This window comes from Streptomyces liliifuscus (assembly GCF_016598615.1).
Classification (GTDB): domain Bacteria; phylum Actinomycetota; class Actinomycetes; order Streptomycetales; family Streptomycetaceae; genus Streptomyces; species Streptomyces liliifuscus.
On the sequence record NZ_CP066831.1, the window covers coordinates 1,360,933 to 1,387,338 of the forward strand.

27 protein-coding genes are annotated in these 26,406 nt (G+C 71.1%); 19 read left to right on the top strand and 8 right to left on the bottom strand.

Annotated features, from left to right (window positions below; all coding sequences use genetic code 11):
* Positions 1-11: 11 nt before the first annotated feature.
* Complete coding sequence (locus tag JEQ17_RS05910; protein WP_200394211.1) at positions 12-731, bottom strand: peptidoglycan-binding domain-containing protein; 720 nt, start codon at positions 729-731, stop codon at positions 12-14.
* A 207-nt stretch (positions 732-938) separates the two neighbouring features.
* Complete coding sequence (locus JEQ17_RS05915) at positions 939-1,685, bottom strand: SAM-dependent methyltransferase (protein WP_200394212.1); 747 nt, start codon at positions 1,683-1,685, stop codon at positions 939-941.
* 315 nt (positions 1,686-2,000) lie between these two features.
* Here JEQ17_RS05915 and JEQ17_RS05920 point away from each other — a divergent pair, with 315 nt between their 5' ends.
* Genes JEQ17_RS05920 through JEQ17_RS05965 form a run of 10 tightly spaced genes read left to right on the top strand, consistent with a single transcriptional unit; the run spans position 2,001 to position 13,345 of the window.
* Positions 2,001-3,257: an ATP-grasp domain-containing protein gene (locus tag JEQ17_RS05920; RefSeq protein WP_200394213.1), complete on the top strand. Its 1,257-nt coding sequence runs from the start codon at positions 2,001-2,003 to the stop codon at positions 3,255-3,257.
* Positions 3,254-4,207 (top strand): Rossmann-like domain-containing protein, encoded by a 954-nt coding sequence (locus JEQ17_RS05925; protein WP_200394214.1) that lies wholly within the window; start codon positions 3,254-3,256, stop codon positions 4,205-4,207. The genes JEQ17_RS05920 and JEQ17_RS05925 overlap by 4 nt, the downstream gene beginning before the upstream one ends.
* The gene (locus JEQ17_RS05930; protein WP_200394215.1) at positions 4,204-5,289 is read left to right on the top strand and encodes a PLP-dependent cysteine synthase family protein; all 1,086 of its coding nucleotides are present in this window, start codon (positions 4,204-4,206) and stop codon (positions 5,287-5,289) included. Before JEQ17_RS05925 ends, JEQ17_RS05930 begins: the two co-directional genes overlap by 4 nt.
* Positions 5,286-6,332 (top strand): mandelate racemase/muconate lactonizing enzyme family protein, encoded by a 1,047-nt coding sequence (locus JEQ17_RS05935; RefSeq protein ID WP_200394216.1) that lies wholly within the window; start codon positions 5,286-5,288, stop codon positions 6,330-6,332. Before JEQ17_RS05930 ends, JEQ17_RS05935 begins: the two co-directional genes overlap by 4 nt.
* The gene (locus JEQ17_RS05940; protein WP_200394217.1) at positions 6,316-7,548 is read left to right on the top strand and encodes an MFS transporter; all 1,233 of its coding nucleotides are present in this window, start codon (positions 6,316-6,318) and stop codon (positions 7,546-7,548) included. Before JEQ17_RS05935 ends, JEQ17_RS05940 begins: the two co-directional genes overlap by 17 nt.
* Positions 7,545-8,324, top strand: coding sequence for a class I SAM-dependent DNA methyltransferase (locus tag JEQ17_RS05945; RefSeq protein WP_200394218.1), 780 nt, complete (start codon positions 7,545-7,547; stop codon positions 8,322-8,324). Before JEQ17_RS05940 ends, JEQ17_RS05945 begins: the two co-directional genes overlap by 4 nt.
* A gap of 59 nt (positions 8,325-8,383) precedes the next feature.
* Positions 8,384-9,964 (top strand): ABC transporter substrate-binding protein, encoded by a 1,581-nt coding sequence (locus tag JEQ17_RS05950; RefSeq protein ID WP_200394219.1) that lies wholly within the window; start codon positions 8,384-8,386, stop codon positions 9,962-9,964.
* On the top strand, positions 9,961-10,914 hold the full coding sequence (locus tag JEQ17_RS05955; protein WP_200394220.1) for an ABC transporter permease: 954 nt from the start codon (positions 9,961-9,963) through the stop codon (positions 10,912-10,914). The genes JEQ17_RS05950 and JEQ17_RS05955 overlap by 4 nt, the downstream gene beginning before the upstream one ends.
* Positions 10,911-11,795 carry an ABC transporter permease gene (locus tag JEQ17_RS05960; protein ID WP_407700037.1) on the top strand — a complete coding sequence of 295 codons (885 nt, stop codon included), beginning with the start codon at positions 10,911-10,913 and terminating at the stop codon, positions 11,793-11,795. Before JEQ17_RS05955 ends, JEQ17_RS05960 begins: the two co-directional genes overlap by 4 nt.
* Positions 11,792-13,345 (top strand): ABC transporter ATP-binding protein, encoded by a 1,554-nt coding sequence (locus JEQ17_RS05965; RefSeq protein ID WP_234048097.1) that lies wholly within the window; start codon positions 11,792-11,794, stop codon positions 13,343-13,345. The genes JEQ17_RS05960 and JEQ17_RS05965 overlap by 4 nt, the downstream gene beginning before the upstream one ends.
* A gap of 36 nt (positions 13,346-13,381) precedes the next feature.
* Here the strand turns inward: JEQ17_RS05965 and JEQ17_RS05970 are convergent, their stop codons facing one another.
* Complete coding sequence (locus tag JEQ17_RS05970) at positions 13,382-13,984, bottom strand: response regulator transcription factor (protein WP_200394221.1); 603 nt, start codon at positions 13,982-13,984, stop codon at positions 13,382-13,384.
* Positions 13,981-15,288, bottom strand: a complete 1,308-nt coding sequence (locus JEQ17_RS05975) for a sensor histidine kinase (protein ID WP_200394222.1) — start codon at positions 15,286-15,288, stop codon at positions 13,981-13,983. Before JEQ17_RS05975 ends, JEQ17_RS05970 begins: the two co-directional genes overlap by 4 nt.
* Positions 15,289-15,513: 225 nt before the next feature.
* Between JEQ17_RS05975 and JEQ17_RS05980 the strand changes: the two genes are divergently transcribed.
* Both JEQ17_RS05980 and JEQ17_RS05985 read left to right on the top strand, forming a co-directional pair.
* Positions 15,514-15,984, top strand: coding sequence for a hypothetical protein (locus JEQ17_RS05980; protein WP_200394223.1), 471 nt, complete (start codon positions 15,514-15,516; stop codon positions 15,982-15,984).
* A 46-nt stretch (positions 15,985-16,030) separates the two neighbouring features.
* The gene (locus JEQ17_RS05985; protein WP_234048098.1) at positions 16,031-16,696 is read left to right on the top strand and encodes a hypothetical protein; all 666 of its coding nucleotides are present in this window, start codon (positions 16,031-16,033) and stop codon (positions 16,694-16,696) included.
* A gap of 37 nt (positions 16,697-16,733) precedes the next feature.
* On the opposite strand, the gene JEQ17_RS05990 is transcribed toward JEQ17_RS05985, so the two are convergent.
* Positions 16,734-17,246 (bottom strand): hypothetical protein, encoded by a 513-nt coding sequence (locus JEQ17_RS05990; RefSeq protein ID WP_200394224.1) that lies wholly within the window; start codon positions 17,244-17,246, stop codon positions 16,734-16,736.
* Positions 17,247-17,341: 95 nt separating this feature from the next.
* On the bottom strand, positions 17,342-19,558 hold the full coding sequence (locus JEQ17_RS05995; protein WP_200394225.1) for a zinc metalloprotease: 2,217 nt from the start codon (positions 19,556-19,558) through the stop codon (positions 17,342-17,344).
* A gap of 350 nt (positions 19,559-19,908) precedes the next feature.
* Here JEQ17_RS05995 and JEQ17_RS06000 point away from each other — a divergent pair, with 350 nt between their 5' ends.
* The 3 genes from JEQ17_RS06000 (at position 19,909) to JEQ17_RS06010 (ending at position 22,173) form a co-directional block, all read left to right on the top strand.
* The gene (locus JEQ17_RS06000) at positions 19,909-20,262 is read left to right on the top strand and encodes a hypothetical protein (protein ID WP_200394226.1); all 354 of its coding nucleotides are present in this window, start codon (positions 19,909-19,911) and stop codon (positions 20,260-20,262) included.
* Positions 20,263-20,369: 107 nt separating this feature from the next.
* Positions 20,370-21,182, top strand: coding sequence for an SAM-dependent methyltransferase (locus JEQ17_RS06005; RefSeq protein WP_200394227.1), 813 nt, complete (start codon positions 20,370-20,372; stop codon positions 21,180-21,182).
* A gap of 250 nt (positions 21,183-21,432) precedes the next feature.
* Complete coding sequence (locus JEQ17_RS06010; protein WP_200394228.1) at positions 21,433-22,173, top strand: DUF4142 domain-containing protein; 741 nt, start codon at positions 21,433-21,435, stop codon at positions 22,171-22,173.
* Between the two features lie 47 nt (positions 22,174-22,220).
* Here JEQ17_RS06010 and JEQ17_RS06015 read toward each other — a convergent pair whose 3' ends face one another.
* Complete coding sequence (locus tag JEQ17_RS06015; protein ID WP_234048099.1) at positions 22,221-22,724, bottom strand: VOC family protein; 504 nt, start codon at positions 22,722-22,724, stop codon at positions 22,221-22,223.
* Positions 22,725-22,888: 164 nt separating this feature from the next.
* Here JEQ17_RS06015 and JEQ17_RS06020 point away from each other — a divergent pair, with 164 nt between their 5' ends.
* Entirely contained in the window at positions 22,889-23,359 is a 471-nt protein-coding gene (locus JEQ17_RS06020; RefSeq protein WP_200394229.1) for a GNAT family N-acetyltransferase, read from the top strand.
* Here the strand turns inward: JEQ17_RS06020 and JEQ17_RS06025 are convergent.
* Entirely contained in the window at positions 23,345-23,731 is a 387-nt protein-coding gene (locus JEQ17_RS06025; protein ID WP_200394230.1) for a PPOX class F420-dependent oxidoreductase, read from the bottom strand. The genes JEQ17_RS06020 and JEQ17_RS06025 overlap by 15 nt on opposite strands.
* A gap of 212 nt (positions 23,732-23,943) precedes the next feature.
* Here JEQ17_RS06025 and JEQ17_RS06030 point away from each other — a divergent pair, with 212 nt between their 5' ends.
* The 3 genes from JEQ17_RS06030 to JEQ17_RS06040 all read left to right on the top strand — a co-directional run bounded on the left by JEQ17_RS06030 (position 23,944) and on the right by JEQ17_RS06040 (position 26,402).
* A complete protein-coding gene (locus JEQ17_RS06030; RefSeq protein WP_200394231.1) occupies positions 23,944-24,612 on the top strand; it encodes a hypothetical protein in 669 nt (222 codons plus the stop codon).
* A complete protein-coding gene (locus tag JEQ17_RS06035) occupies positions 24,599-25,378 on the top strand; it encodes a class F sortase (protein ID WP_200394232.1) in 780 nt (259 codons plus the stop codon). Before JEQ17_RS06030 ends, JEQ17_RS06035 begins: the two co-directional genes overlap by 14 nt.
* Before the next feature lie 139 nt (positions 25,379-25,517).
* Complete coding sequence (locus JEQ17_RS06040; RefSeq protein WP_200394233.1) at positions 25,518-26,402, top strand: oxidoreductase; 885 nt, start codon at positions 25,518-25,520, stop codon at positions 26,400-26,402.
* Positions 26,403-26,406: the final 4 nt, after the last annotated feature.

Genomic DNA, 26,406 nt, shown 5'->3' on the forward strand with positions numbered 1-26,406 from the left:
ACGCCGCCGTTCTACGAGGCCGTGCGGGATTCGAGATCGTTGCGGGTGTCGTTGCCGTAGACGCCCGATTCGTCGCCCCGGATGCCGTACCAGAGCTGGAAACGGGCCACCGCCTCGGTGAGTGTGGCGTCGTAGAGGCCGGAGGCCGTGCCGCCCTCGTACACGTTGGGGATACGGAGCAGTCGCTCCTGGAGGTCGCTCACCTCCGGGCCGCTGTCGCCCTCGCGGAGGGTGCCGGCGCCGTCGGGGTCGGGGGCGGCGGCGGGCTGGGACGGCGTCGGGGCCGACGAGGCGGCCGGGGGCGGCGCCTGTGCCTTGTCGTCGGTGGTGTCACGGTCCCAGGTGAGCAGCAGGGCCGCGCTGAATCCCGCCAGGGCGGCGGCCACCGCGGCGATGGCGATCGCCGTGCGGCGGAACAGGGACGTTCGGCCGTGCTCCGTCGTACGGGCGGCCCGGCGGCCGCGCGTGTCGCCCTGGTAGTGGTCGTCGCTGGCGAAGTCGGTGATGTACGGCGGCAGTTCCTGGGTGTCGTCCTCCGCCGTACGAGGCAGTGCGGCGGTGTCCGCGACCGGGACCGCCACGAACTCGTACCCGTCGTCCGGGTCGCGTTCCCTCTCCTGGACCTGCCGCACCAGCTCCGACAGGGCTCCGGACCGGCGGCGGCGCATGACGTGGGTCGGTTCCAGCGCCGACCGGTTCGGTGGCAGTTGGGGGTCGGACGGTGTCGACAACCTGCTCTCCCTCCGGGCGGTACTGAGGAGTGATACGGGTACCCCCGCCCGGAAGTTCAACAGCGGCCCGCCGAGTTGACCGCCCCCGGTCGGGGCGACGCCCGAACGAGCCCGGTTTCCCGACGGACCGCTGCCCGTTGTGGCCGACAGCCGGCTGGGCTCCTCCGCGCGTCGCTGCGCGGTACGGCGGAGCCCACCCGGCACCCGTCAGCGGTTCATCAGCGCGAAGACGCCCCAGCCCAGGTACTCCCGCTGGTAACGGACGTGACGTACGGGTCCGGTGGCGAGGTCCTCGCGCATCTCGTCCGCCATCTCGTCGTCGGGATGCGCGTCGAGCCAGCGCCGGGTGTTGAGCCACTGCGCGGCCACGTACCGGTCCCAGCTGTCCTGGTCGGCGAGGACCATCTCCACCACGCCGCAGCCGAGCCGGCCGAAGAGTTCCAGCAGCTCGGGGAGCGGGCGGTAGTCGTCCTTCGTGGTGGCGTAGCAGCCCTCGACGGTGGCCTGGTCCCGGGGCTCTCGGCGCCAGTACGGCTCGCCGATCAGCATGATCCCGCCGGGGGCGAGGCTCCGGCGGAGCAGCTCGACGGTGCCGGCCGCCCCGTCACCGATCCAGGTGGCGCCGAGGCATGCGGCGACGCCGACGGGTTCGTCGGCGACATGGCCGGTCGCGTCCCCGTGCCGGAAGGCGACGCGGTCGGTGACGCCGAGCTCCGTCGCCCGGGCGTGCGCCGCGGTGAGGAACTCGGTGCTGATGTCCACTCCGGTGCCGGTCACCCGGTGGTCGCGCGCCCAGGTGCACAGCATCTCGCCGCTGCCGCAGGCGAGGTCTAGCACGCTCGTCCCGGGTGCCAGGCCGAGGGCCCGGCCGAGGGTGGCCAGCTTCTCGCTGGTGAACGGGTTGTGAATGCGGTGTCCGCTCTCGCGGATGGTGAAGCTACGTGGAAGATCCACTTCTGGGATTCCTTCGGTCCGAGGAGGTCGTGGTGGCTGGAGTACGCAGCCCGTCGTACGCGGCCGCGCTCATCAGGACCGTCATCTCCCGCACCTCATTCGGTAGGCACACCATCACTCGGACCGGGCGAGGCTAGATCCGTCCCTCCGGCCCTGTCCAACGGTTTTTTGCCGCGTCGGCAACAAAGGACAGGCAATCAGATGACAATGAAAATGATTGTCGATAGCGTGTGCGTCGGTCACGCCGTCCACGCCCCGCCATGGGGCACCGCCGGCGTGCCCTGAAGCCCAACCGGCATGCACGAAAGGGGAGTTGTGGCTCATCTGTTGGTGGTCGAGAGCTGGGTCGGGTCGATGAGCAGACTGCTGCCACGGGCGATCCGGGAGGGCGGGCACGAGTTCACGTTCCTCACCCGCGATCTGCACCACTACCTGCGCTCCGCCCCGGAGGGCACGGCCCACCCCCTGCTCGCGGCCCGAAATGTACTGACCGCCGACACGAACGACGTCGACGCGCTGCTGCCGGAAATCGAGCGCCTGCACGGGGTCCTCGGCTTCGACGGGGTGGTCACGTCCTGCGACTACTACCTGCCGACCGTGGCCCGCGTCGCCGCCCGGCTGGGGCTCCCCGGCCCCACGCCGGAGTCGGTGGAGAACGCCTGCCGCAAGGACACGACCCGCCGCGTTCTCGGCGAGGCCGGCGTCCCCGGCCCGCGTTTCGCCGTCTGCGCCGACCGGGCGGAGGCGGAGGAGGCCGCGCGGGAGCTCGGCTTTCCGCTGGTGGTCAAGCCGGTCGACCTGTGCGCGGGCATGTTCGTGCGGCGCGTGGACGACGAGCGCGAGCTGGCGGACGCCTGTCGGGCGATCGCGGACTTCCCGGTGAACGCCCGCGGCCAGGTCCGGGCACCCGTCCTCCTGCTCGAAGAACTCCTCGACGGGCCCGAGGTCAGCGTGGAGACCGTGTCGTTCGACGGCACGACCCATGTGGTGGGCGTGACCGACAAGAGCGTCGGCGGAGCACCCGCGTTCATCGAGACGGGCCATATGTTCCCGGCCGCGCTCGCTCCGGCCGACACCGAGGCCGCCCAGGACACCGCGGTGCAGGCGATCAAGGCGCTCGGCCTCGACTCCGTGGTCGCCCACACCGAGATCAAGCTCACCGCCGCCGGTCCACGCCTTGTCGAGGTCAACCCCCGCCCGGCCGGAAACCGCATCACCGAGCTGATCCGGCACGTCACCGGCCTCGACCTGGCCGCGGCCTGCGTCGACGTGGCTCTCGGCCGCACCCCCGACCTGCGCCGGAGCGACACCGGGCTGCGCAGCGCCGCTGTCGGCTTCCTGGTGCCGGACACCGCGGGGACGTTGGAGTCGATCGACGGCTGCGATCAAGTGCGGGGCGCCCAGAGCGTGTTGGAGGTCCAGCTCGCCGAGCCGGGGCGGGTGGTCAAGGCCGCGGGGAGCAACAACGAGTACCTCGGCCATGTGATGGCGGGTGACGCGGAAGGGCTCGGGGCACGTGCCCGTGTCGAGTCGCTGCTGTCCGGGCTGCGACCGCGAGTGAGCGCCCGATGAGCGGGGCGGTCGGCGCGGGGGCAGCGGCTCCCGCCGTCCAGAAAAGGGCAGCCCCGGCCTCGTACGACGACCTGGTGAGCCGTGTCCTGGCCGGCCGGCTCGGTCCGGACCCCCGCACTCTGCACATCGCCGTGGCGTTCACCACCAGTCAGGTCGTACGTCATGACGGGCGTCGCGGCGGATATCGCAACGAGGTGCTGAGCCTGCGCCTCGACAGGGCCGTCGGCTCGTGCGCGGTGGAACCGGGTGCGCTGTCCGCAGGCGCGGTGGACGACTGTGTCGGCGCGGATGTGGCGTGGCTGCTGGAGCATCCGCTGACGCCGGTCAGGGTGGCGGCGCTCGACGCGTATCTGATGCACGTCGCTCCGCACACGCCCGAGAACGGGGCACTCCCCCACCCACTGCCCGCCGGGAGCTCCCTGGAGAAGTCCCGCGCACGGGCGAAGGCCGTCGTCGAGCTGCTGGACGTCCGGCCGGGACAGACCGTACTCGTCGTCGGCGTCGTCAACTCCCTTCTGGAGGCACTCCGTTCACGTGGAATCCCATACATACCGTGCGACCTCAAGGGTGGCCGGACGGAGTGGGGCGAGCCGATCGTGACGGACGCCCTCGCCGAACTCGACCGCTGTGATGCCGTGTTGGCGTCCGGTATGACGCTCGGCAACGGGTCCTTCGAGCCGTTGCGGGAGCACGCCCTGCGCGCCGACAAGCAGTTGGTGATGTTCGCGCAGACGGGAAGTGCCGTGCTGCCGCGTCTCCTCGGCGCCGGAGTGAGCGCGGTGTGCGCGGAGCCGTACCCGTTCTTCTGGCTTGACGGCGGTCCTGGTGTCATCCACCGCTACGGACACGGACACGTGCACCGGCAAGAACATGCGCATGGGCATGGGCATGGCCACGAGTCCGGTCGCCCGTCCGGACATCGCGACGGCTCTACGGAGGCCGCGCTGTGACGACGGCCGCGCTGCGTCCCCTCACCGCCAACCCCGATCTCCTCGCGCTCCTCGGCCGCACCCCGCTGGCCCGGGTGACCACCGATCTGCCGTGCCCCCAGCCCGGTTTCTGGGCCAAGCTCGAAGGGCTCGGCGCCGGTGGGATGAAGGCGCGGGCCGCCGTCTCGATGCTGCTCGGCGCCCGCGAGCGGGGTGAACTGCGGCCCGGCGCACCGGTGGTGGAGTCCACCTCTGGGACGCTCGGGATCGGTCTTGCCTTCGCAGGACAGGCTCTCGGGCATCCCATCGTGCTGGTCGGCGACACCGAACTGGAGCCGTCCATGCGGCAGTTGCTGCGCACGTACGGAGTCAGTCTGGAACTCGTCGACCGTCCGGCGGCCGTGGGCGGCTGGCAGGCGGCGCGGCTGGCCCGGCTGCGGGAGCTGCTCGCGGTGCTGCCGGACGCGTACTGGCCCGACCAGTACAACAACCCCGACAACATCGCCGGGTACGCCTCGCTCGCCGCCGAACTCGCCACCCAGCTGGACCACTTGGACGTCCTGGTGTGCAGTGTCGGCACGGGCGGTCACAGTGCCGGGGTGGTGGGGCCCTTGCGCAGACACTGGCCGGGGCTGCGTCTGATCGGTGTGGACGCCACCGGCTCCACGATCTTCGGCCAGCCCGCCAGACCCCGCCTGATGCGCGGCCTGGGGAGCAGCATCCATCCGCGCAATGTGGCGTACGAGGCGTTCGACGAGGTGCACTGGGTCGGTCCGGCCGAGTCGGCAGACGCCTGTCGACGCCTCGCTCGCGGCAGCTTCGTCAGCGGCGGGTGGAGTACCGGAGCGGTCGCACTCGTCTCGGCATGGGCCGCCCGCGTCCATCCCGGGGCCGTGGTCGCGACCGTCTTTCCCGACGGGCCGCACCGCTATCTCAGCACGGTCTACGACGACGACTTCACGGCCGCGCACGGCCTCGACCCGGCCGGCGCCGCCACCAGGCCCGTCGAGATCCCGCATCCGCGTGCCGTCGAGGCCACCGGCTGGGTCCGCTGCGCCACGGTCACCGACCCCCTGCACATCCCCTTGGAAGGGAGCCCGTGAAGGCCACCCTGCGCACCGTGCGGCTCGCGCTCGCCGAGCCGCTGCGCATATCCCGTTCGACGATGGCCGCCCGCGACGCCGTCTGGCTGGCGGTCGAGCACGAGGGCCTGACCGGCCACGGCGAGGCCGTCACCAGCGTCTACTACGGTCTCGACACCGCAGAGCTGGAGCGGCAGTTGTACGAGGCCGGTCTGGATCTGGGCCGCTTCGGCGACCCCGAGAGCGCGCTGCGCGAGCGGCCCGCGGGCGACCGGCCGCCGGCGGTGACCGCGGCCGTCGAGGCCGCGCTGCTCGACCTGTGCGGCAAGCGGTCCGGCGTCCCAGTGCACCTGCTGCTCGGCGCGCGGAGCACTCCGAGCGCCCGGACCGCCCGCACGATCGGGATCGTCCCCGCCGAGCGCGCCGCCGCACAGGCCCGCTCGCTCGCGGACAGCGGCTTCACCGTCATCAAGGTCAAGGCGGGCACCCCGGACCCCGAGGACGACCTCGACCGCATACGAGCCATAGCCGCAACCGCGCCCCAGGCCCGGCTGCTCCTCGACCCCAACGGCGCCTGGACGAGCACCCAGGCCCTGCAACTGCTCCCCCGTTACGCCGAGTTGGGAGTCGAGGCCGTCGAACAGCCCCTCGCACCCGGCGATCCGGAGGCGCTGGCGCGGCTGGCCGAACATTCACCGCTGCCCTTGATCGCGGACGAGGACGCCGTCTCGTACGAGGACGTACGTCGTCTCGTGGGCCGGGTGCACGGCGTGAACGTCAAACTCGCCAAGTGCGGCGGCCCGCTCGCGGCGCTGCGGATCGCCGAGTTGATCGACGGCAGCGGTACCGAGCTGATGCTCGGCTGTCTCACCGCCAGCACGCTCGGCCTTGCACCCGCCGTGCATCTCGCCGACCGTGCCCGCTGGGCCGACCTCGACGGGCATCTGCTGCTCGCCGACGACCCGTGGTCCGGGATCGGGGGGGCCGACGGCGTCGTACGGGCGAGTGACCTGCCCGGGCTCGGCGTACGGGAGAGGCGGGTGGGCCGTGAAGACGCTGCATGAGATACGTGGCTTCTCGCCCGCCATCCGGCTGCTCCTGGTCAACCAGCTCGGCGTCAACACCGGCTTCTATCTGCTCATCCCCTATCTGGCCACGCATCTGGGCGAGGACCTGGGCATGTCGGCGGCCGTCGTCGGGATCGTGCTCGGGGTGCGCAACCTGAGCCAGCAGGGTCTGTTCCTCATCGGCGGATCGGCCGCGGACCGGCTCGGGGCACGCGGCGTGATCATCGCCGGGTGCGCGGTGCGTACGGTCGGCTTCGCGCTGTTCGCGCTCGGGGACGGACTTGCCGTGCTGCTCGCCGCGTCCGTGCTGAGCGGGCTCGCGGGGGCACTGTTCAACCCTGCCGTGCGGGCCTATCTCTCGCAGGAGGCGGGTGAGCGCAAGGCGGAGGCGTTCGCGCTGTTCAATGTCTTCGCGACCACCGGCGCGCTGATCGGGCCGCTGCTCGGCAGTGTGCTGCTGCTTTTCGACTTCCGGGCCTCCGCTCTCACGGCCGCCGGGATCTTCGCGGTACTGACCGTGGCGCAGGCGCTGGTCCTGCCGGCGCGGGCGGTGCCGAAGAGCACGGGCGGTGTGCTCGCGGACTGGCGTGAGGTGGTGGGCAACCGCGCGTTCCTGGCCTTCTCGCTCGCCATGGTCGGCATGTTCACCCTGGAGAACCAGCTGTATCTGCTGCTCCCCGACGGCGCCCGTCGGGCCACGGGCTGGGACGGCGCGGCCGGGCTCGTCTTCCTGGTGGGCACGCTCGCCAATCTCGCCCTGCAGATGCGCCTGACCAGGGCTCTGAAGGACCGAGGCCATCAGGCCATCGGTGTCGGCCTCGCCCTCATGGGCCTCGCCTTTCTGCCGCCGATGCTGGTGTCGGGGGCCTCGCCCGAGGTGTGGCACGCCGTACCCGTCCTCGTCGGCGTGCTGTTCCTCTACATCGGCGTCATGGTCGCCCAGCCCTTCGTGATGGAGCTGATCCCCGGCTTCGGGCGGTCGGAGCTGACCGGCACGTACTTCGGGATCTTCTACATGGTGTCCGGGATCGCGGCGGCCGTGGGCAACACGGTCGTGGGCTGGGCCATGGACACCGGTGACGAGCGAGGAGCCTCCTGGCTGCCGTGGGCCTGCTGCCTGGTCTTCGGGCTGGTGTCGGCGGGCGGGATCACCTGGCTGCGTCGCCTCAGGGCGCTGCCCGAGCGTCCGGTGCCCGTGGGGGCGACGGTATGACGAGCGGCAATCTCCTGACCGACAACCCGGAGCTGTACGAGGCCCGGTTCCCCGATCCCGAGCGACTGGCCGGGCGGTGGGCCGAGGACTGCCTGCGGCGGTACGCGGCCGGTCCAAAGGTCCTCGACCTGGGCTGCGGCACCGGCCGCGACGCCGCCCAACTGCACGCGTCCGGGCGGACGGTCGTCGGGGCCGACCTCTCCGAGGCGATGCTGGCGTACGCCCGCGACCGGCACCCCGGCCCGGAGTATGTGCGCGCCGATCTGCGGGACTTCTCTCTCGGAGTCTTCGACGCCGTGGTCTGTCTGGACAGTTCGCTGCTGTACTGCCACACCAACGACGACCTCGACGGCTTCCTCGCCTCCTGCCGCCGGAGCCTGTCACCCGGCGGGCTGCTCGTCGCGGAGATGCGCAACGGCGCCTATTTCCTCGGCCGCAAAGACCTGTTGAACACGCCGAAGGTCAACGCCTTCGACTGGCAGGGGACTTCGTACCGGTCGACGACCACGCTGTACGTCGACCGCACCGCGCAACTCCTGCGGCGTACCCGCGTATGGACCGCCGACGACAGCTCGGCTCCCGTCGAACAGCGGTCGGCCTGGCGGCTGCTCCTCCCGCTGGAGCTGCGCCACTTCCTGACCTCGCACGGCTTCACCGTGCTCGCGCTGCACGACGGTCCGGGGCCGCGTACCGAACCGCCGTGGCAGGAGGGCGACCTGCCCGGGACGGCGGCCGACGCCGACCGGCTGCACGTGGTGGCCCGGCTCGACGCGTGACCCCACCCCGCATCCCTGCCCCATCCGCTTCATCCACCTCACACAGCAAGGACATCGTCATGCAGGAATACCCCGGCCTCCGTCGCAGAGGCTTCCTCGCCGCCGCCTCGGGCGTGGGCGCCCTCGCCCTCGTCGGCTGCGGCGGCGGCTCGGACAACGACTCGGGTGCGGGCGCGGGAGGCGGGAACAACGGGAAGCCCCGGCGCGGCGGGCGGCTGCGGGCCGCGTTCGCGGGCGGCGGTGCCAGCGAGACGCTCGATCCGCACCTGGCCAACCTGTTCGCCGACGTGGCCCGCGCCAAGGCGCTCTTCGACAAGCTCGCCGACTACGGCGACGACCTCTCCGCCCAGCCGCGCCTGGCCTCCGGCTGGGAGCCGAACGCGGGCCTGGACCGCTGGAAGGTCACCCTGCGCAAGGCCGACTTCCACAACGGGAAGCCCGTCACCGCCGAGGACGTTCTGTTCAGCTACCGCCGTATCGCCGATCCGGAGAAGGCGTTCCGCGCGAAGGCCTCCCTCGAACCGATCGACCTCAAGGCGAGCCGGGCGGTCGACGAGCGGACCGTGGAGTTCGTCCTCAAGCGGCCGACCGCCGAATTCCCCAACGTCCTGGCCGCGTTCGGCGCGTACATCGTGCCCGACGGCACGTCGGACGCCGACTTCGACAAGAAGCCGGTCGGCTCCGGGCCGTTCCGCTTCGTGTCGTTCGCGCCGGGCCGCTCGGCGGTCTTCCGGCGCAACGACGCCTACTGGGACGGCGCCCCGCACCTCGACGAGGTGGAGTTCGTCGTCGCCAACGAGGAGTCCGCGCGGGTCAACGCGCTGCTCGGCGGGCAGGTCGAGTACGCCCATGAGCTCAACCCGACGACCGCGCGGGCCCATGAGGGCAAGGGCCAGATCGAGATCGTACGGTTGCGGAACAGCGCCATGCAGGCCTTCGCGATGAAGACGGACCGGGCCCCGTTCGACGACAAGCGGGTCCGGGAGGCGTTCTTCCTGATCGCCGACCGCCAGGAGCTGATCGACGGCGCGCTGTCCGGGGCCGGCGTGGTCGGCAACGACCTGTTCGGCAAGGGGTACGAGTACTACGCGGACGGTCTGCCGCAGCGCGAGCAGGACCTCGACCGGGCCCGTTCCCTCCTCAAGAAGGCCGGCGCGGAAAAGCTCAAGGTCACGCTGGACACCTCGGCGGTCGCGGCCGGGTTCACCGAGGCGGCCGGCATCTTCCGCGACCAGGCCGCCAAGGCCGGTGTCACGGTCGACGTGAAGATGGGCAGCAAGGACTCGTACTGGGCGGACATCCTCGACTCCGGAACCCTGTGCTGCTACCGCTCGGGGGCCATGCCCATCGAGTCGCACATCTCGCAGCGGCTGCTCACCGACTCCACCACCAACGCCACCAAGTGGCACCACAAGGACTTCGACGCGCTCTACCAGCAGGCGCAGTCCACGAAGGACGAGAAGGACCGCGCCGCCGTGTTCGGGCGGATGCAGCGCAGGTTGTACGCCGAGGGCGGTTTCCTGGTGTGGGGGTTCGCCGACTGGATCATCGGAACGGGCCGTACGGTCAAGGGAGTTGAGCGGAAGGCACCCGCGAACACGCTCGACTGGGCGCGGTTCGACAAGGTCTGGCTGGCGTGAACGGACTGGGCTCGTGGGCCGCCCGGCGGCTGATGCTCGGTGGCGCGCAGACCGTGGCCGTGGTGGTGCTGGTCTTCGCGCTCACCGAGGCGCTGCCGGGCGACGCGGCGGTGGCCCTCGCCGGGGACCAGCCGGATCCGGCGCGGATCGCCGCCATCCGCGAGGCGCTGGACCTGGACCGGCCCGCGTACGAGCGGCTCGCAGACTGGGCAACGGGCCTGCTGCACGCGGACTTCGGGACCTCTCTGACGTCCGGGCGGCCCGTCTCCTCGTACATCTCCGACGCCTTCGGTCCCACTCTGCTCCTCGCCGGTCTCACGGTCGCGCTGCTGGTGCCGGTCGGGGTCGGGCTCGGGGTGCTGGCCGCTCGGTACGAGGGGCGGTTCGTGGACCGGCTGGTCAGTTCGGTGACGCTCGGGGTGTACGCCGTACCGGAGTTCGCGTTCGGGGTGCTGTTGGTGACGGTCTTCGCTCTGCGGCTCGACTGGCTGCCGCCGACGGCGGTCGGCTACGGCACGGATCTGCTCGGGCATCCGGCCGCGCTCGTGCTGCCCGTGCTCGTCCTGTTGTCCCGGCCGGTCTGCTCGCTGTCCCGGCTGGTGCGCGCCGGGATGGTCGACGCGCTTGCCTCGCCGTACGTCGCGCAGGCCCGCCGGTACGGGATCCCGGGCGCCCGGGTGCGGTACGCGCACGCGCTGCCGAACGCGATGGCACCCGCAGCGCAGCAACTCGCCCGCACTGTCGACTGGTTGTTGTGCGGCGTGATCGTCGTGGAGGCGTTGTTCGTGATTCCCGGGCTGGGGACCGTGCTGATGAACGCCGTCGCGGAGCGGGATGTGCCGGTGGTGCAGGGGCTGGCGGTGGTCTTCGGGGTGATCACCGTGGTGCTGAACCTGGGGGCCGATCTCGTCGCCCACCGGTTCTCGCCTCGGGCGGAGGTGGCCGCGTGAGGGGGCGGTCGAGGTGGCTGCCGTCGGGGTGGCGGACGAAGTGGCTGCCGTCGGGGCGCTTCGCGCTCGGGGCCGCCCTCGTGTGCGTACCGCTCGTCCTCGCCCTGTTCGGGCCGCTGTTCGCGGGTGAACCCGGGCCGCGGGCAACCTCGTTCACGCTCGGCGACGGGCGCTGGCTCGGCACGGACTTCGTGGGGCGTGACGTGTGGCGGCAGGTGCTGTTCGGCGGCCGGCCCGTGGTGGTCGTGGCGCTCGCGGCGACGACGCTGGCGTATCTGGTGGCGCTGCCGGTCGGGCTGATCAGTGCGCTCACCCACCGGACCTGGTTGGAGGAGGTGCTGATGCGGCCGCTTGACGTGCTCCTCGCCGTGCCGTCGCTGCTGATGATCCTGCTGGTCGCGTCCGTGTTCTCGCCCGGGGCGGCGGGTCTCGCCCTGCTGGTCGCGCTCGTCAACATCCCGGACGCGGCGCGCATCGTGCGCGCCGCGGCGGCCGATGTGGCCTCGCGTCCGGCGGTGGAGGCGCTGCGGATGCAGGGCGAGTCGTGGTGGCGCATCGCCGTCGGTCATGTCGGCCGGTCGATCCTGCGACCGCTCGCCGCCGACGCGGGCGTACGGCTGACAGGTGTCCTCTATCTGGTGGCCACGGCCGCCTTCCTGGGCATCGGGGTGGCCCCGGACGCGGCCGACTGGGCGGTGATGGTGGACCGCAACCGTACGGGTCTGTTCGTGCAGCCGTGGGCCGTGGTGGTCCCTGCGCTGCTGATCGTGACGCTGACGATGGGGTGCAATCTGCTCTTCGACGCGCTGCTGGGGACTCGACGGGACGGGGTTCGTCGTGACATCCGTGTACGTGATCTGGTGAAGGAGCCGCGTCCGTGAGCGAGTCGACCGTGGTCGCGGAGATCGAGGAGCTGACCGTGGAGGTCGGCGGGCGGCGGATCGTCGACGGGGTGAGCCTGCGGGTGCTGCCCGGGAGGGTGACCGCGCTGGTGGGTGCCTCCGGCAGCGGGAAGACGACGACAGGGCGTGCGCTGCTCGGCGAGTTCCCGTCGGGCGCGCGCGTGACCGGCTCCGTACGGGTGACCGGCTCCGTACGAGTGGACGAGGCCCTGGTGGGATACGTCCCGCAGCATCCGGCGGCGGTGCTCAATCCCGCGCGGCGGGTGGGTGCGCTGCTGTACGACATCGCGCGGGGCCGCGTGCGCGAACTGCCTCGCCGTGCCCGCCGGGGCGCGGCGCGGGAGCATGTCCTGAACGCCTTGGAGATGACACAACTGCCGGATGGATTGCGGCTGTTGAGGCGCTTTCCGCATCAGCTCTCGGGTGGGCAGCAGCAGCGTGTCGTCCTCGCTCAGGCTTTGCTTCTCGGTGCGAGGGTCGTCGTCGCGGACGAGCCCACCACCGGGCAGGACGCGCTGACGAAGCGACGCGTGGTCGACGAGCTGGCGGCGGTCGCCGCGCGAGGTATCGGCATCGTCCTGCTCAGCCACGACCTGGAGACCGTACGCGCGCTCGCCGACGAGGTACTGGTCATGCGGGACGGCCGAGTCGTGGAGTCCGGGCCGACGGAACGGGTGTGGCTCGCGCCCTCGCATCCGTGGACGCGTGAACTCCTCGCGGAACAGACTGTGTTGACGCACTCCGCACCGGCCACGCAGAGCACGGACAGTGTGCTCAGGGTCCGAGGCCTGCGCGCCCGGCACCGCGGCGGTGTCGAGGTACTGCACGCCCCCGAACTCACCGTCCGCTCCGGCGAGTGCCTCGCCGTCCTCGGCCGCTCGGGCAGCGGAAAGACGACGCTCGCCCGCTGTATCGCCGGACTCCATCGCACATACGAGGGAGAGGTGCTGCTCGACGGAGTCGCGCTGGCGCCCAGTCTGCGCGACCGTGGGCGAGCTCAACTGGCCGCCGTGCAGTACGTGTTCCAGGACGCGCGCGCCTCCTTCGACGAGCATCGGCCGGTTCTCGACCAAGTGGCCCGTACGGCGGTTCGGTTGCGTGGCTTGCCCCCTCGGGAGGCGCGGGCAGAGGCGGCGGAGGTGCTCAACAGCCTTGGTCTGGCGGACGAGTTGGCGGCCCGATCATCAGCCCGGCTCTCCGGTGGCGAACTCCAACGGGCCGCGCTGGCCCGGGCCCTGCTCGCCCGGCCTCGGGTGCTGGTGTGCGACGAGATCACCTCAGGGCTCGACACGGTCACCCGCCGGAGCATCCTTGACCTGCTCGCCGGGTTGCTGCGGGACCGCGGCGACCTGTCCCTCGTACTGATCACACACGACCTGGACACCGCCCGACTCGCTTCCAGGATCGCGGTGTTGGATGCCGGGGAGGTGGTTGAGCAGGGCCTGGCCGAGGACGTGCTCTCAGCGCCGACGCATCCGTTCACGGTGTCCTTGGTGGAGGCTTCGGGGCGTTCGACAGTGCGGCGGTGACCGGGCGGATCCGGTGCTCCGTGAAGTCGCCGGGTGTCAGATCCAGCCCTGTTCCCACGCGTGATGCGCGGCGGCGTGACGCGTGGACGCTCCCAGTTTGGACATGGCGGCGGAGAGGTAGTTGCGGACCGTGCCCGGGGCCAGGTGGACGGCCGCGGCGATCTCGGCGACCGACGCCCCGGTGCGGGCGGCACGCAGGACCTCCAGTTCGCGGTCGGTGAGGGGGCAGTCGTCCTCGGTCAGGGCGGAAGCCGCGATGTCGGGATCGACGTACCGGCGGCCGGCGGCGACATCGCGGATGATCTCCGCCAGTCTGGCCGCGGCGGTGGTCTTGGGTACGAAGCCGCGGATGCCGGCGGCCAGCGCGCGGCGCAGCACGGCGGGGCGGGCGTGCCGGGTGACCAGGACGATCTGGGTGGGGAGTTCGGCCCGGATCTCCTCGGCGGCGCGCAGCCCGTCGGTGGGCGGCATCTCCAGGTCGAGGACCGCGATGTCGGGGCGGTACTCGCGTGCCAGCCGTACCGCGTCGGTGGACGTGGACGCCTCGGCGACCACGACGAGGTCCTGCTCCAGTCCGAGGAGCGCGGCCAGCGCGCCCCTGAGGAGGTCCTCGTCGTCGGCGATCAGCAGTCGGATCAACGCGCCGCTCCGTTCCCGGCGTTGGTCGCCTTCATCGCCTTCATCGCCTTCATCGCCTTCGTTGCCTTCATCGCCTTCGTTGCCTTCGTCGCCTCTGTTGGCTTCGTCTGCTTCTTCTGCTTTACCGGCAGCGTGGCCTCGACCACGAAGTGCTCGCCGTCGCGGTCCCAGGTCAACTCGCCGCCTGCCGCCCGCAATCGCTCCCTGAGTGTGCCCAGTCCGGTGCCGTTGGTGGCCGGTGGGTGCTCGTCGGCGCCGTCGTTGCTCACCCGCAGTCGGGCGAGACCGCCGGTGACGCGGCAGTCGACCTCGGCGTGCCGTGCGCTGCTGTGCCGGAGCACGTTGGTGGTGGTCTCCCGCATCACGAGGCCCAGGAGATGGCGGGCCGGCTCGGCGAGTTCGGTGACGGCCGTGGCGGGCTCGACGGTCATCCGGGCGTCGATCTCGGCCGCGGCCAGCACCCGGGTCGCGTTGGTGATCTCGTCGTCCAGGCTCGTACGGCGGTAGCCCTGCACCACGGCCCGGGTGTCGCCGAGGGCGTCGGCGGCCAGCCTCCGCACCTCCTTCATCTCCGCGGCGGCACGGCCGGGGTCCACCTCGACGAGCCGCGCCGCCAACTCGCTTTTCAGCGCGATCACTTGGAGATGATGGCCCTGGATGTCGTGCAGGTCGGCGGCGAACCGCAGGCGCTCGTCCTTGACCGCGATCTCCGCCTCCAGCCGCCGGGCCTCGTCCAGCCGCCGCGCCGTGTCCCAGGCCCACAGGGGCCCGAGCATCACCCAGGCGGTGAACGCGACCAGCCCGGGCGGGAACAGCGCGGCGTAGAGCAGTTCCCCGTCTCCGGCGACCAGGCTGACGACACCGCCGGGCAGCGACGCGAGGACCACGGCACAGGCGATGAGCGGCCGTCTGCCGCCCGGCGCGAGGTAGGTCGCGACGATCGCCACCACCATGGCGGGCGCTACCGCCCACAACCCGTAGTTCCGCACGGCCAGCGGACACACCGCGAGCACCGCACCTGCCGCGCACGCGGCGATCAGCCACCCCATGGGCAGCATGCCGGGGCGCGTCCCGGCCACCGGCAGCAGGGCGAGCCGCCGGCCGAGCAGCACCACGCTCGCCACGACCGCGACCACCAGAGCGACGGCGGCCGGGCCCCGGGCCCACGGCTCGACGTCCTCGTCGAGGAGCCACTCCCCGACGAAGAGGAGCTGCACACACGCGGCCATGCCCGGCACGGTCAGCCACGTATGGCGCCGGAAGCTCGTCAGCCCCGCACCACGGTCGTTCGCCCCGTCCCCCATCCGGCCATTGTCCCCGAAGCCGGCCGATCGGGCGCGGTCGGCGTGCGGCCGGTCCCGGCATGACAGATGTCATCCGCGGACGTGACAACTCCACGCGCCCGCATGGGGTTTCGGCACTACGCGCGGTCCTCGCCCCGGAGCAGTCTGGAGCCATCGCAGACACCCACCCGGTACGGAGCCAGAGCCCCGTACAGCCCCGCACGGCCCGTGCAGAAGGAGCCCGTCATGCAGACCCGGCCCAAGCGGCAGCAGACGCAGCACACCCAGGGCGCCGTACCGGTCGACTCCGGACGGACGCCGGCCGAGCGGCAGGGTGGCAAGCGGCGCTTCGCCCGCCACTACCTGGAGATGGTGGCCGCGATGGTCGTCGGAATGTTGGTCCTCGGAGCGGTGACACGAGGTGTCCTGGCACTCGCCGGAACCGAGCTGTCCGCGAGCCGACAGCCCGAACTGGCCTCCCTGGAGATGGCGTTCGACACGTCCGTCGGCATGGCCGTCTGGATGCGCGGGCGCGGCCACGGCTGGGCGAGCACGCTGGAGATGTGCGGGGCGATGTTCGTGCCCGCGCTCGCCCTGTTCCCGCTGCTCTGGCTCGACGTCATCGCCGGCGACTCGATGATCGCCCTGGAACACCTCGTGATGCTCCCGCTGATGTTCCTCGTCATGGTCCGCCGCCGGAACGAGTACGGCTGCTGACCGATTCCCCGCCCGTACAACTACCGCCTCATGCTCTGGAGTTGCCATGACTGCCACGCACACCACCACGGTTCCGCAAGCGACCACCGACGCCCTGACATCCGCACCGACATCCGGCAAGGCATCCGACCCGGCATCCGACCGCCCGGCTTCGAACGGACGACGCCCCGTCGAGATGCTGAAGCGGCGCTGGCCGACAGCCCTGGCCGTCGCGCTCGTGATCCTGACGACGGCGGGCGGTTCGGGTGAACTCGCCGACACCGTCGGCACGTTCGGGGATGCCCTGCCTCTGCTGCCGCTGCTGTACGTGATCATCCATCAGATCGGGAAGCCCCGCGTGACCTGGCACGTGCTCGGCGCCGGTGTGGCCGTCATGGTCGCCCTCCGGGCGCAGGACGTGGTCTCGCAGCCCGTCGCACTCGTGGCCATCGCGCTGGCGGTCCTGGTCTGGGGTGCCGTACGCGGAACGCCGCACGGACGGGCGTCCTTCGGCGTCCAGGCGGCGGGAGCGTTCGCGTTCGGTGCGCTCGCGCTGGTCGGACTCGCGGTCGATCCGGACCTCGGCCGCTACCTCGTGGCCGCCGGCTGGTTCCTCCACGGCGTCTGGGACTTCGTCCACCTCAGGCTCGACAAGGTCGTCGCCCGGTCGTTCGCCGAGTGGTGCGGGGTGGTGGACGTCCTGGTCGCCGTCCACCTGCTCTTCCTGCTGTGACTCCTCGTCCTTCCGCTCCTCCCGTACCTCCCGCTCCTCAGCGGAAGTCCACATCCAGTGGAGCGGCCGTGACCGTCGTACGGGGCACCCGCGCGACAAGCGCCAGAAGCGCCTCCCGCTCGCTGTCGTCCGGCAGGCCGAAGCCGCCCAGCCACTCCTCGGGCCGGGCGGCTTCGGTGCTGAGCGAGAGGGCGTAGCGGAAGCGGCCAGGACGCTGGGGGACGAAGTGGGCGAACGTCATGAGCGGCAGACAGCCGGGGCCGGTGGCCGGGTCGAAGGACTCGCCGGGGGCCAGTCGGCGCAGGTCACCCGGCCGGAGTGGGCCGACGAGGGGATCCTCGGCCGGGGCGGGCCGCGCGACGACGCCGCCGTCCTCGGCACACGTCACGGTCGGCAGATAGCGCGGCCATCGCAGTCCGTTCTCGGAGCCGTCGAGCACTCCGGCGATCCAGAGGTCGCGGGAACCCGTGTTGCGGATCTCCGCCCGGACAGGGGCGGGGCGGCCGAGAGGCTGGGGGCCGCCGGGCCCGTACAGGACGAGGTCGAGCACTGGACAGCTCCCTCCGGCGCCTTGGCCGACCCCGTTGGAGGACGCTCACGGGCAGAGGGGTCGCCCGTGAGTGCCCTCCTGGACGCAGGCCGCGGTCAGTCGCCGAACTCGGCGGTGAGTCGTGCCTTCGTGGTGTCGACCTGGTCGCGTACGGCGTCCACGACGTACGGCTTGAACGCCGGGGTGTCGAAGTGTCGCATCAGCCGGTCGAGCGTGGAGTTGGCCTCTTCGAGGTCGCCCTGGCGGGCGTAGGCGCGGGCGAGGCGGCGCGTGGCCAGGTTGAGTGTCAGGTTGTCGACGCCGTTGCCCTGTTCGGAGACCTTGACGACCTGGGTGAGCTGCTCGATGCCCGACTTGGGGTCCGGGGGCCGTACGGTCAGCTCGGACTTGTCCGGGCTCAGGCTCTTGTACTCGTGCTCGAAGTTGAGCCCCTTGGCGAGGCGCGCGTACACCGCGAACGGGTGTGTGCCGTGCTGATCGATGATCTCCTGGAGCGCGTCGTTGCCGGACCGCAGCGACGGTGAGTCGGAGCCGCGCAGGGCGAGGATCTTGCCCTGTTCCTCGCCCATCATCAGCTCGGCGAGCTGGTTGTCGGTCTGGCTGACGGGGTGCCTGACGTTGAGCCGCAGCACCGGCGAGACGATCCGGGAACCGTCGGAGGCCAGATAGGCGGCGCGCAGCTGGTAGGTGCCCGGCTGCTGGAAGTAGTGCCCGTCACGGCCGTAGCCGATGTAGGCGCTGCTGTAGATCGCGGGCCGGCTCGCGTCCAGGCGGACGGTCTGGTCCTGGTCGACGCAGCGGCGCAGCAGCGGCCGGTAGAGCACGGTGCGGCCGGAGGGCTGGCGGATGGCGACGTTGACGAGTTCGTCGTCGGGGTGGAGGTGGTTGTGGGTGGAGCGGCCGCGCAGGTCGGTCGTCTCCAACTTCAGCTCCACGACGACGGGTTCGCCGAAGGAGAAGGCGTTCTTGTCCGCGCGCAGATCCAGCCGAAGTCCGGACTCGTCGGTGAGGGGCTCGTCGAAGAGTTCGGGTTCGATGTCGGCGGCGCCCGCGCCGAAGGCGTTGGCACCCATGATGACGTTCCGGTAGAAGCCGTGCCGCAGATGGTTCTGCTCGTTGTCGGTGAACTGGAAGGGGAAGGCGCCCCAGTAGGCGGCCGCTCCGCCGTTCCCGTTCAACGGCTGGTAGTTCTGCGGGTAGTTCATCCAGGACAGGTCGGCGAAGCCGTTGTTGCCGCCGAGCGGTGCCGGGGGCTTGGCCAGGTTCTTCTGCCAGGAGTGCAACAGGTTGAAGGAGTGGCCGAGTTCGTGGACGTATGTGCGCAGCATGGACCGCTGTGTCTCGGGGTCGCCGCCCTGGATGAGGTCGTAGAAGACCGCGCAGCCCTGTCGTTGGAAGGCGTCGGCGGCGTCGAACATGATGCCGCGCACGCCCGCCATGCCTTCGTAGCTGCTGGCGACCAGGAGCCACAGTTTCCATTGCGGGGCGTTGCTCCACAGGCTGAAGTTGGTCTCCATCGCGCCGTGCAGCTCGGTGTTGGTCCAGCCGTTCTGGCTGTTGGCGATGACGTTCGCGGTGCCGGAGACGAGCAGTTCGATGCCGGCCTCGGCGTAGGCCCGGGGCACGGTGAGGATACGGGCCGGGCTGTTCGCGGGCTGCGGCAGCGATGCCGTGTCGTAGGAGAGGAAGGGCACGGCCCCGGTCACGGAGTCCTGCTCCCACTCGACGGTTCGGAAGTACGGGGAGACGTACGGGCAGACGTAGGTGGCGCCCAACTGGCTGGGCGGGCGCAGGAATTCGACGGTCGCGGCGCCGGGACGCTGGTTGATCCTGCTGCGTGGGATCGTGATCCGCACGACCACGTGGGCGGTCTCCCAGGTGTAGTCGGCGACTCCCGTGATGACGACCCTGGTCGCGGTCCACGACACGGTGGGCGCGTCCACGACGAACGAGCCGAAGTAGGCCTTCGTACCGCCGCCCGTGCTGAAGAAGTCGCCGCTGGCCTTCCTCAGGACCTTCGGTCCACCGGGCACGCTGTCGACGTCCACGCGCAGGTCGAGTTCGTAGCCGCCGCTGTTGCCGCGGTAACGGCCGCGGGTGGGTCGGTGGACGGGGGCGGGGGCACCGGGTACGGCGTTCGTCGTCGCTTCCCCGGCCGTCGGTTGCTGCTCTTCTCCGCTCGCTTCGGTGCTGTTCTGACCCGAGATCGCGTCCTGGCCGTTGTCCCACTCGTCGGGGACGGCTGCGTCGGCCAAGGGCGCCGCCGAGAAGTCGGCCGTCCCCGTTGTCGGGTCTCCACTGGCTGTTGGCATGGCGACAAGTCCTCCGTACGCCTCGATTGCGCCGTTCAGCGGGTGGCGTCCGGTCGACGCCACCCCGGGTCCCGGCCGGCCGGGAGGACTGGTGCGTGCACGTTGGCACCGCGCTCTCGCCGCGTCAACGATCCTTTCCGTTGTCCCGCAGAAATACGACGGACCGCGTTTCAGCGATTCACTGGGGATTCAGGGATTCACTTGTGAGCTGTCGCGCGAGGGTCCGCGGGGCCCATGGGCGGACCGCCCGTGGACGGGAAACCGCGTGGCCGCCGGGCGGGCCGAGCCGCTATCGTTCGATCTCCTGACCAGCCGTTTCGGCGGCTTCCCACGTTCGGAGAGCAGCGCTCATGACCAGCCGACACGCGACGACGACCCTCTGGCGCCCGGTCGGCCCCAAGGAGCTGGATCTGGTCCGGGAGCTGAACTGGCGTGCCTGGCCGCCCCGTCTCCCCGAACAGCCCATCTTCTACCCGGTGCTCAACGAGGACTACGCGATCAGGATCGCGCGGGACTGGAACGTGAAGCACGACGGCGCCGGCTTCGTCACGCGGTTCGAGGTCGAGTCGGAATTCCTGCACCGGTATCCCGTCCAGCAGGCCGGCGGACGGACGATCCTCGAATTGTGGGTTCCCGCCGAAGAGCTCGACGACTTCAATTCCCACATCGTGGGAGAGATCCGGCTCGTCCACGAGTTCCGCTGAGACGGCCTTTGCCTCTGGCACTTGGCCGGATCCGGTCCGGCAGCCGGGAGCGCGGCTCTACGTTGTGTGGTGAGACTTGCGACGGCGCGTGCTGAGGAGGCTATTCAGTGACTCACGATTCGTCCGCACCCGCGGGCCCGTGGTCGAAGATCGACACATCGGTACCGCATTCGGCCCGGATCTGGAACTACTGGCTGGGCGGGAAGGACAACTACCCCGTCGACCATCAGGTGGGCAACGCGTTCCGTGAGTTCTTCCCGGGCATCGAGGAACTCGCCCGGGGTTCCCGGGCCTTCCTCGGCCGGGCCGTGCGTCATCTGGCGGGCGAAGCGGGTGTCAGGCAGTTCCTGGACATCGGCACCGGACTGCCCACCGTGGACAACACGCATCAGATAGCCCAGCGCGTGGTCCCCGAGGCACGCATCGTCTACGTCGACAACGACCCGCTGGTGCTGGCCCATGCCCGGGCGCTGCTGACCAGCACCCCGCAGGGGGTGACCGACTACATCGACGCGGATCTGCACGATCCCGACGCCATCCTGCGGCAGGCGGCCACGACGCTGGACCTGACCCGGCCGGTGGCGCTCACCCTGATGCAGGTCAGCGGGCACATCGCCGACTACGACGAGGCGCGGGCCATCGTGACCAGGCTGATGGAGGCCCTGCCGTCCGGCAGTTTCCTGGCGTTCAACGACAGCGTGGACACCCACAAGGCCAACGCCGAGGCCACCCGGCGCTACAACGAGAGCGGCGCCGCCCCGTACTTCCTCCGCAGCCCGGAACAACTGGCCGGTTTCTTCGAGGGTTTGGAGCTGCTGGAGCCCGGTGTGGTCCCGCTCGCGGAGTGGCGGCCCGACCCGGGCGCCGCCGCGATCCCGTCCGAGGTGATCGCCCTCGGCGGCGTCGGCCGCAAGCCGTAGTCCGCAAACCGTAGTCCGCCAGCTGGGCATCCGCCCGTCCGAAGTCCGCTGGCCGCTGGCCGCTGGCCGCTGGCCGCAAGGGTCCGGCCGCTCCGGGGGCCGCCCTCCATGGCTCAGTCTTTGCCCGGACCAAAGGATCTCCTGAACCGGCGCAGCCGTACTCCCCGGCATCCGCACCGCTCACCGCGGGGCGAAACAGCGTTCCCGGGGCCTCCACCCCGGGGACGGATGTCCTGGGCCAGGAGGAACCATGCGTATGTCCCGGAACGCGGCGGGAACGGTCTTCGTCGTCGGCAGTCTGACGTTGACCCTCGCCGCGCTCGCGTACCCCGCGATGCTCGGAGTGCAGAACGTGTCGAGTTCCCCGTCGCGCATCATCGCCCGCACCCCGACCGGCCCGCTCACGGAGGCGGACCGCGACTTCGTCGTCAAGGTGCGCGCCGCCGGGCTGTGGGAGTTCCCCTCCGGAGAGCTGGCCCTGACGAAGGGCACGACCCAGCCCGTCAGAACGGCGGGCGAGCACCTGATCTCGGGCCACGCCGCGCTCGACGCCGAGTGCCGGCTGATCGCTCCCCGGCTGGGGATCACGCTGCCCAACCAGGCGTCCCCACAGCAGCAGGGTTTCGTTGCGACCCTGACCGCGGACCACGGCAAGCAGTTCGACACGGACCTCGCCAACATCCTGCGCGTGACCCACGGTCAGATCTTCCCGACCGTCGCGAAGATCCGTGCCACCACCGAGAACAGCCTGGTCCGTGAGCTGGCCGACCAGGCCAACGACACCGTCCTGGACCACATATCCGTCCTGGAGAAGACCGGGCTGGTCGACTTCGACTCGGTCCTCTTCCAGGAGACGACCCCTCCGAAGCTGCCCGCCGGCGATGTCACGCCGCCCGCACCCCAGCCCGGAGCACCGGTCGTCGCTCTCACTCCGCCGGCCGACGGCACCTCCCCGACACCGACACCGACGCCGTCACCGACAGTGCGGTAGGCCTGCAGTAGGCCGCCGACGCGGCACCGCGAACCGTCCCCCGCGACTCACCGCACGCTCGTCCCGTACATCTCGCCCAGCGGATCCGCGATCAGTTCGACGCGGGTTCCGTCGGGGTCACGGAAGTAGACCGAGGTGCCGCTCTCCTCCTGGTAGTCCACCCCGGCCGCGTCGAGCCGGTCGCGCAGACGGGTCCAGGCCGCCGGTTCGACGGAGATGGCCAGGTGGTGGAGGCCGCCCAGGACTTCCGCGTACGGTCCGAGGTCGAGGCCGGGGAAGTCGAAGAAGGCGAGCAGGTTGCCGTGACCGATGTCGAAGAAGAAGTGGGTCGAGCCCTTGTAGTCGCGGTTCTCGAACATCTCCGTGAGCGGGAACTCCAGGAGTTCCTGGTAGAAACGCACCGTCCTCTCGACGTCGCCGGAGAGCAGCGCGACATGGTGCACACCCCGGGCCGAACTGGGCCGCCGGTCCTGGGCCAGGTAGGCATCCCGGATCCGTGCCCTCTCGGTCTCGATCGCCGTCAGGTCCAAGGGGTTCTCCTGGCTCGACACGTGTGCGAACACTCCTCACACAATGAAATGGGACGCCGGCCGCGACGGGCGTGGCCGGCGTGTCACCGGCATCGCGAAAGCGGTTTGCCGTTCAACCACCGGTCACTCTAGGCATCCCCTCGGCCCGGTCAAGGGCCGCGGAGCCGGACGAACGGAGTCACATCATGGATCTGCTTTCCTTCAGCACCGCGCACGCGACGACCGTGGCGAACTGGCCGGTCTCCGCCACGGAGGTCGCGATGTGGTGCGGGCGGCGGGAGTTCCCCGTGGCCGGAGAGACCGTCGCGGCGTGGCAGCGGGACACGGATGTGGCGGCTCATCTGCTCGTCGAGGACGAACGGCCTGTCGCGTACGGGGAGTTGTGGGTCGACGCCCAGGAGGACGAGGTGGAGCTGGCGCGGATCATCGTGGCGCCCGAGTCCCGCGGTCGTGGCCTCGGGCGCGTACTGGTCCGGGGTCTGCTCGGCGAGGCCCGCGGTTCCGGGCACTCGGACGTGTTCATGCGGGTGCACCCGGACAACGACCGGGCTCTGCGCTGCTACCGGGGAGCCGGCTTCGTCCCCGTCGGCCCGGAACTGGCCGAGGCCTGGAACGCCGTACAGCCCGTCGACTACGTCTGGCTACGGCACCAGTGACACCCGGATCCCGATCGTCCCGTTCTTCCCCCGGCGCAGTCGGCTGCCGAGCAGGCCGAGGCGGCCGGAGATGCCGTATTTGCGGGCGAGGAGACCGCGATAGTGCGCGGTGACGTCCGCGTCGCAGATCTCGGCGGTGGCGGGGAGTTGCTCGCCGGTCGGGTTGCCGCGGACGTCGCAGGGGCCGACCAGGACGTCGGCGCGGTTGCGGATCCGCTTCACCTTCCACGAGTCCGCGACGGTCCAGACTCCGAGCGTGTCGCCGTCACGGACCACCCACACCGGGGTCGCGACCGGCGTGCCGTTCTTCCGATAGCTCGTGACCAGCAGGTATTTGCCGGCACCGAGCCGCTCCAGCGCTTCGTTGTCCACGCGGCGAGTGTAGGCGGCGGGCGGTCCCGGCGGGAGCCCGGCCCGGCGGGAACCTGGGCTCCGGCGGGATTCTGGACCAGTGAAATCCTGGGCCGGACGAGCGATCCCTGACGACTCGTCAGCGATGCTCCGGGCTTTCGGACGCGGAATGTGAAAGGGAGTCAGACAAAGAGCCGATTTGTACGACAATCACCCCGCTCGGAGGATCTCGCATGTCCGCCTCGCCGCTCCCCCGCACCGCCTGCGCCCCCACCGCCCGCACGGCGCGCGTCACCCTCTCCAACCCCACCGCCCGTACGGGAGCCGCCGCTCTCACGGCGCTCGCCCTCGCCGGAACCGCCCTCCTCGGGGCGGGGGCTCCGGCCGCCTTCGCCGCCCCGGGCGACAACGGCGACGTCAAGATCCACGCGGCCACGACGCCCGACGCCGACCAGCGCAACAACCCGAAGGTCTGCCAGTTCTACCTCGCCGCCTTCAACTTCGACCGGGGGCAGGGCGTCACCTGGATCATCGAGCCCCAGCCGGCGAAGCGGGGAAGCGCCACCCTCACCGGCACCCTCGCGCTGCCCACCGGCACCGGCCGGACGACCGGCCTGCTGGCCCTGCCCGACGGCCAGTACAAGCTCACCTGGCAGATCGTGGACGGCAAGGGCGCGGGCAAGCACAAGGTGTTCAAGGTCGACTGCAAGACCCCGCCCGCAGGCGGGCCCGAGGGCGCGGCACCCGGCGGCCCCAACGGGGGCGTACCCGCGGGCGGCGGCGGTCTCGCCGAACCACCGAGCGTGTCGGCGGTCGGCGCCGCGGCGGCGCTGGGTCTGGTCGGGGTGTCGGGCTTCGTCTACTTCCGGATGCTGCGCCGCCGGCCCGATGGCGCCGCGTAGGCGCGCGCCCAGTCCCTGGTACCGGACGCGCGCCTACCGGCTGACGAGGACGGCCGTGCTGGCGTTCTCGCTGGTGATGGGCTGCGTCTGGTGGGCCGAGGACGACGGTCGGCCTCCGGAATCGGCCGCCGCGCCCGCCCGGGCTCCCGGGGATGCCAAGGCGTCCCCGGGTTCCCCCGCTCCCGGTCGCTCCGCCCCGGGTCCCTCCGCCGCCGCGACACCCGAGCCCCGGCGCGGCCATGTCCGTGTGCCGCCTCCCGTCCGCCGCCCCGGCCCGGCGCCCCGGCCGCTCCCGCGGTCCAGGGCGACGGTCCTGAGGATCCCGTATCTCGGTCTGGAGGCCCCGGTCGTCGGGCTGCGCCTGGACCGGAAGCGGCAGCTCACCACTCCACCGGTGGACAGACCCGAACTGGTCGGCTGGTACGAGGGCGGCCCCTCGCCCGGAGAGGCGGGCACCGCCGTGGTGGTCGGCCACCTCGACACCGCCACCGGGCCCGCCGTCTTCGTCGGCCTGAGCGGACTGACGCCCGGCCGGCTCGTCGAGGCCCGGCGCGCCGACGGCCGCACCGCCGTCTACACGGTGGACGCCGTCCGCACGTACGACAAGGAGCAGTTCCCCAGCCAGGAGGTGTACGGCGCCAGAAAGCGTCCCGAGCTGCGACTGATCACCTGCGGCGGGGCGTACGACCGAAGGACCGGCTACCGGAGCAATGTCGTCGTCTTCGCGCATCTGACGGGGACGCGCGAGCCGGAGCGCCCCGCCTAGGTGACGGGCTCCACGCCGGCGAGCCACGCCGGAGACCCATACCGACGGTCCACACCCGCGATCCATGCCCGTGGAGCCCGTGAAGATCGCTTTTCACCGTCCACCCCCATCGTCCGAACCTCCGTGCAAGACTCCGAAGATGACCTCGGAGACGATCAACGCGGCGGCAGCCGGCACATGGCGGCTCGGCGACCTCACGGTCAACCGGCTGGGATTCGGGACCATGCGGCTGACCGGGAGCGGCGCCTTCCACCAGGGCACGCCGAGCGACCGCGACCGGTCGCTCGGTGTGCTCCGGCGCGCGGTGGAACTGGGCGTCAACCACATCGACACGGCCGCCTTCTACTTCTCGTCCCTGCGCTCGGCCAACGAGCTGGTCAACTCGGCGCTGGCCCCGTATCCGGACGACCTGGTCATCGTCACCAAGGTCGGGCCGGGGCGCGATCCGTCCGGCGAGTGGCTGCCCTGGGCCAGGCCCGAGCAGCTGCGCGGCCAGGTGGAGGAGAACCTGCGCCAGCTCGGCCGCGACCACCTCGACGTGGTCAACCTCCGGACGCACGGCCGCCATTCGATCGCCGAGCACTTCGGCGCGCTGGCCGCCCTGCGCGAGGCCGGGCTCGTCCGCCATCTCGGTGTGTCCGACGTCGACGCGGAGCAGCTCGCCGAGGCACAGACCATCGCCCCGGTGGTCTGCGTCCAGAACCGGTACGCCCTCGACACCCGTACCGAGCTGGGCGACGACGTCCTGCGGATCTGCGGTGAACAGGGCATCGCCTTCGTGCCGTTCTTCGCGATAGCCGGCGAGGGCGGCAGAAAGGGCGCCGACGGCACCCACGAAGCCGAGGTCCTCGACATCGCCCGCGCCCACGGCGCGAGCCCCGCGCAGATCCGGCTGGCCTGGACACTGCACCGGGGCCCGCACGTCCTGGCCATCCCCGGTACCGGCGATCCGGACCACCTCGTGGAGAACGTGGCCGCGGGCGCGATCAGCCTGTCGGACGACGAACTCGCCCGGCTCGCCTGAGGGT

Bases quoted from the DNA above. Each gene is read 5' to 3' on its own strand.
- JEQ17_RS05925 (WP_200394214.1), top strand. From the start codon at position 3,254: ATGAGCGGGGCGGTCGGCGCGGGGGCAGCGGCTCCCGCCGTCCAGAAA.
- JEQ17_RS05945 (WP_200394218.1), top strand. From the start codon at position 7,545: ATGACGAGCGGCAATCTCCTGACCGACAACCCGGAGCTGTACGAGGCC.
- JEQ17_RS05950 (WP_200394219.1), top strand. From the start codon at position 8,384: ATGCAGGAATACCCCGGCCTCCGTCGCAGAGGCTTCCTCGCCGCCGCC.
- JEQ17_RS05975 (WP_200394222.1), bottom strand. From the start codon at position 15,288: ATGGGGGACGGGGCGAACGACCGTGGTGCGGGGCTGACGAGCTTCCGG.
- JEQ17_RS05980 (WP_200394223.1), top strand. From the start codon at position 15,514: ATGCAGACCCGGCCCAAGCGGCAGCAGACGCAGCACACCCAGGGCGCC.
- JEQ17_RS05985 (WP_234048098.1), top strand. From the start codon at position 16,031: ATGACTGCCACGCACACCACCACGGTTCCGCAAGCGACCACCGACGCC.
- JEQ17_RS05995 (WP_200394225.1), bottom strand. From the start codon at position 19,558: ATGCCAACAGCCAGTGGAGACCCGACAACGGGGACGGCCGACTTCTCG.
- JEQ17_RS06000 (WP_200394226.1), top strand. From the start codon at position 19,909: ATGACCAGCCGACACGCGACGACGACCCTCTGGCGCCCGGTCGGCCCC.
- JEQ17_RS06010 (WP_200394228.1), top strand. From the start codon at position 21,433: ATGCGTATGTCCCGGAACGCGGCGGGAACGGTCTTCGTCGTCGGCAGT.
- JEQ17_RS06020 (WP_200394229.1), top strand. From the start codon at position 22,889: ATGGATCTGCTTTCCTTCAGCACCGCGCACGCGACGACCGTGGCGAAC.
- JEQ17_RS06030 (WP_200394231.1), top strand. From the start codon at position 23,944: ATGTCCGCCTCGCCGCTCCCCCGCACCGCCTGCGCCCCCACCGCCCGC.
- JEQ17_RS06035 (WP_200394232.1), top strand. From the start codon at position 24,599: ATGGCGCCGCGTAGGCGCGCGCCCAGTCCCTGGTACCGGACGCGCGCC.
- JEQ17_RS06040 (WP_200394233.1), top strand. From the start codon at position 25,518: ATGACCTCGGAGACGATCAACGCGGCGGCAGCCGGCACATGGCGGCTC.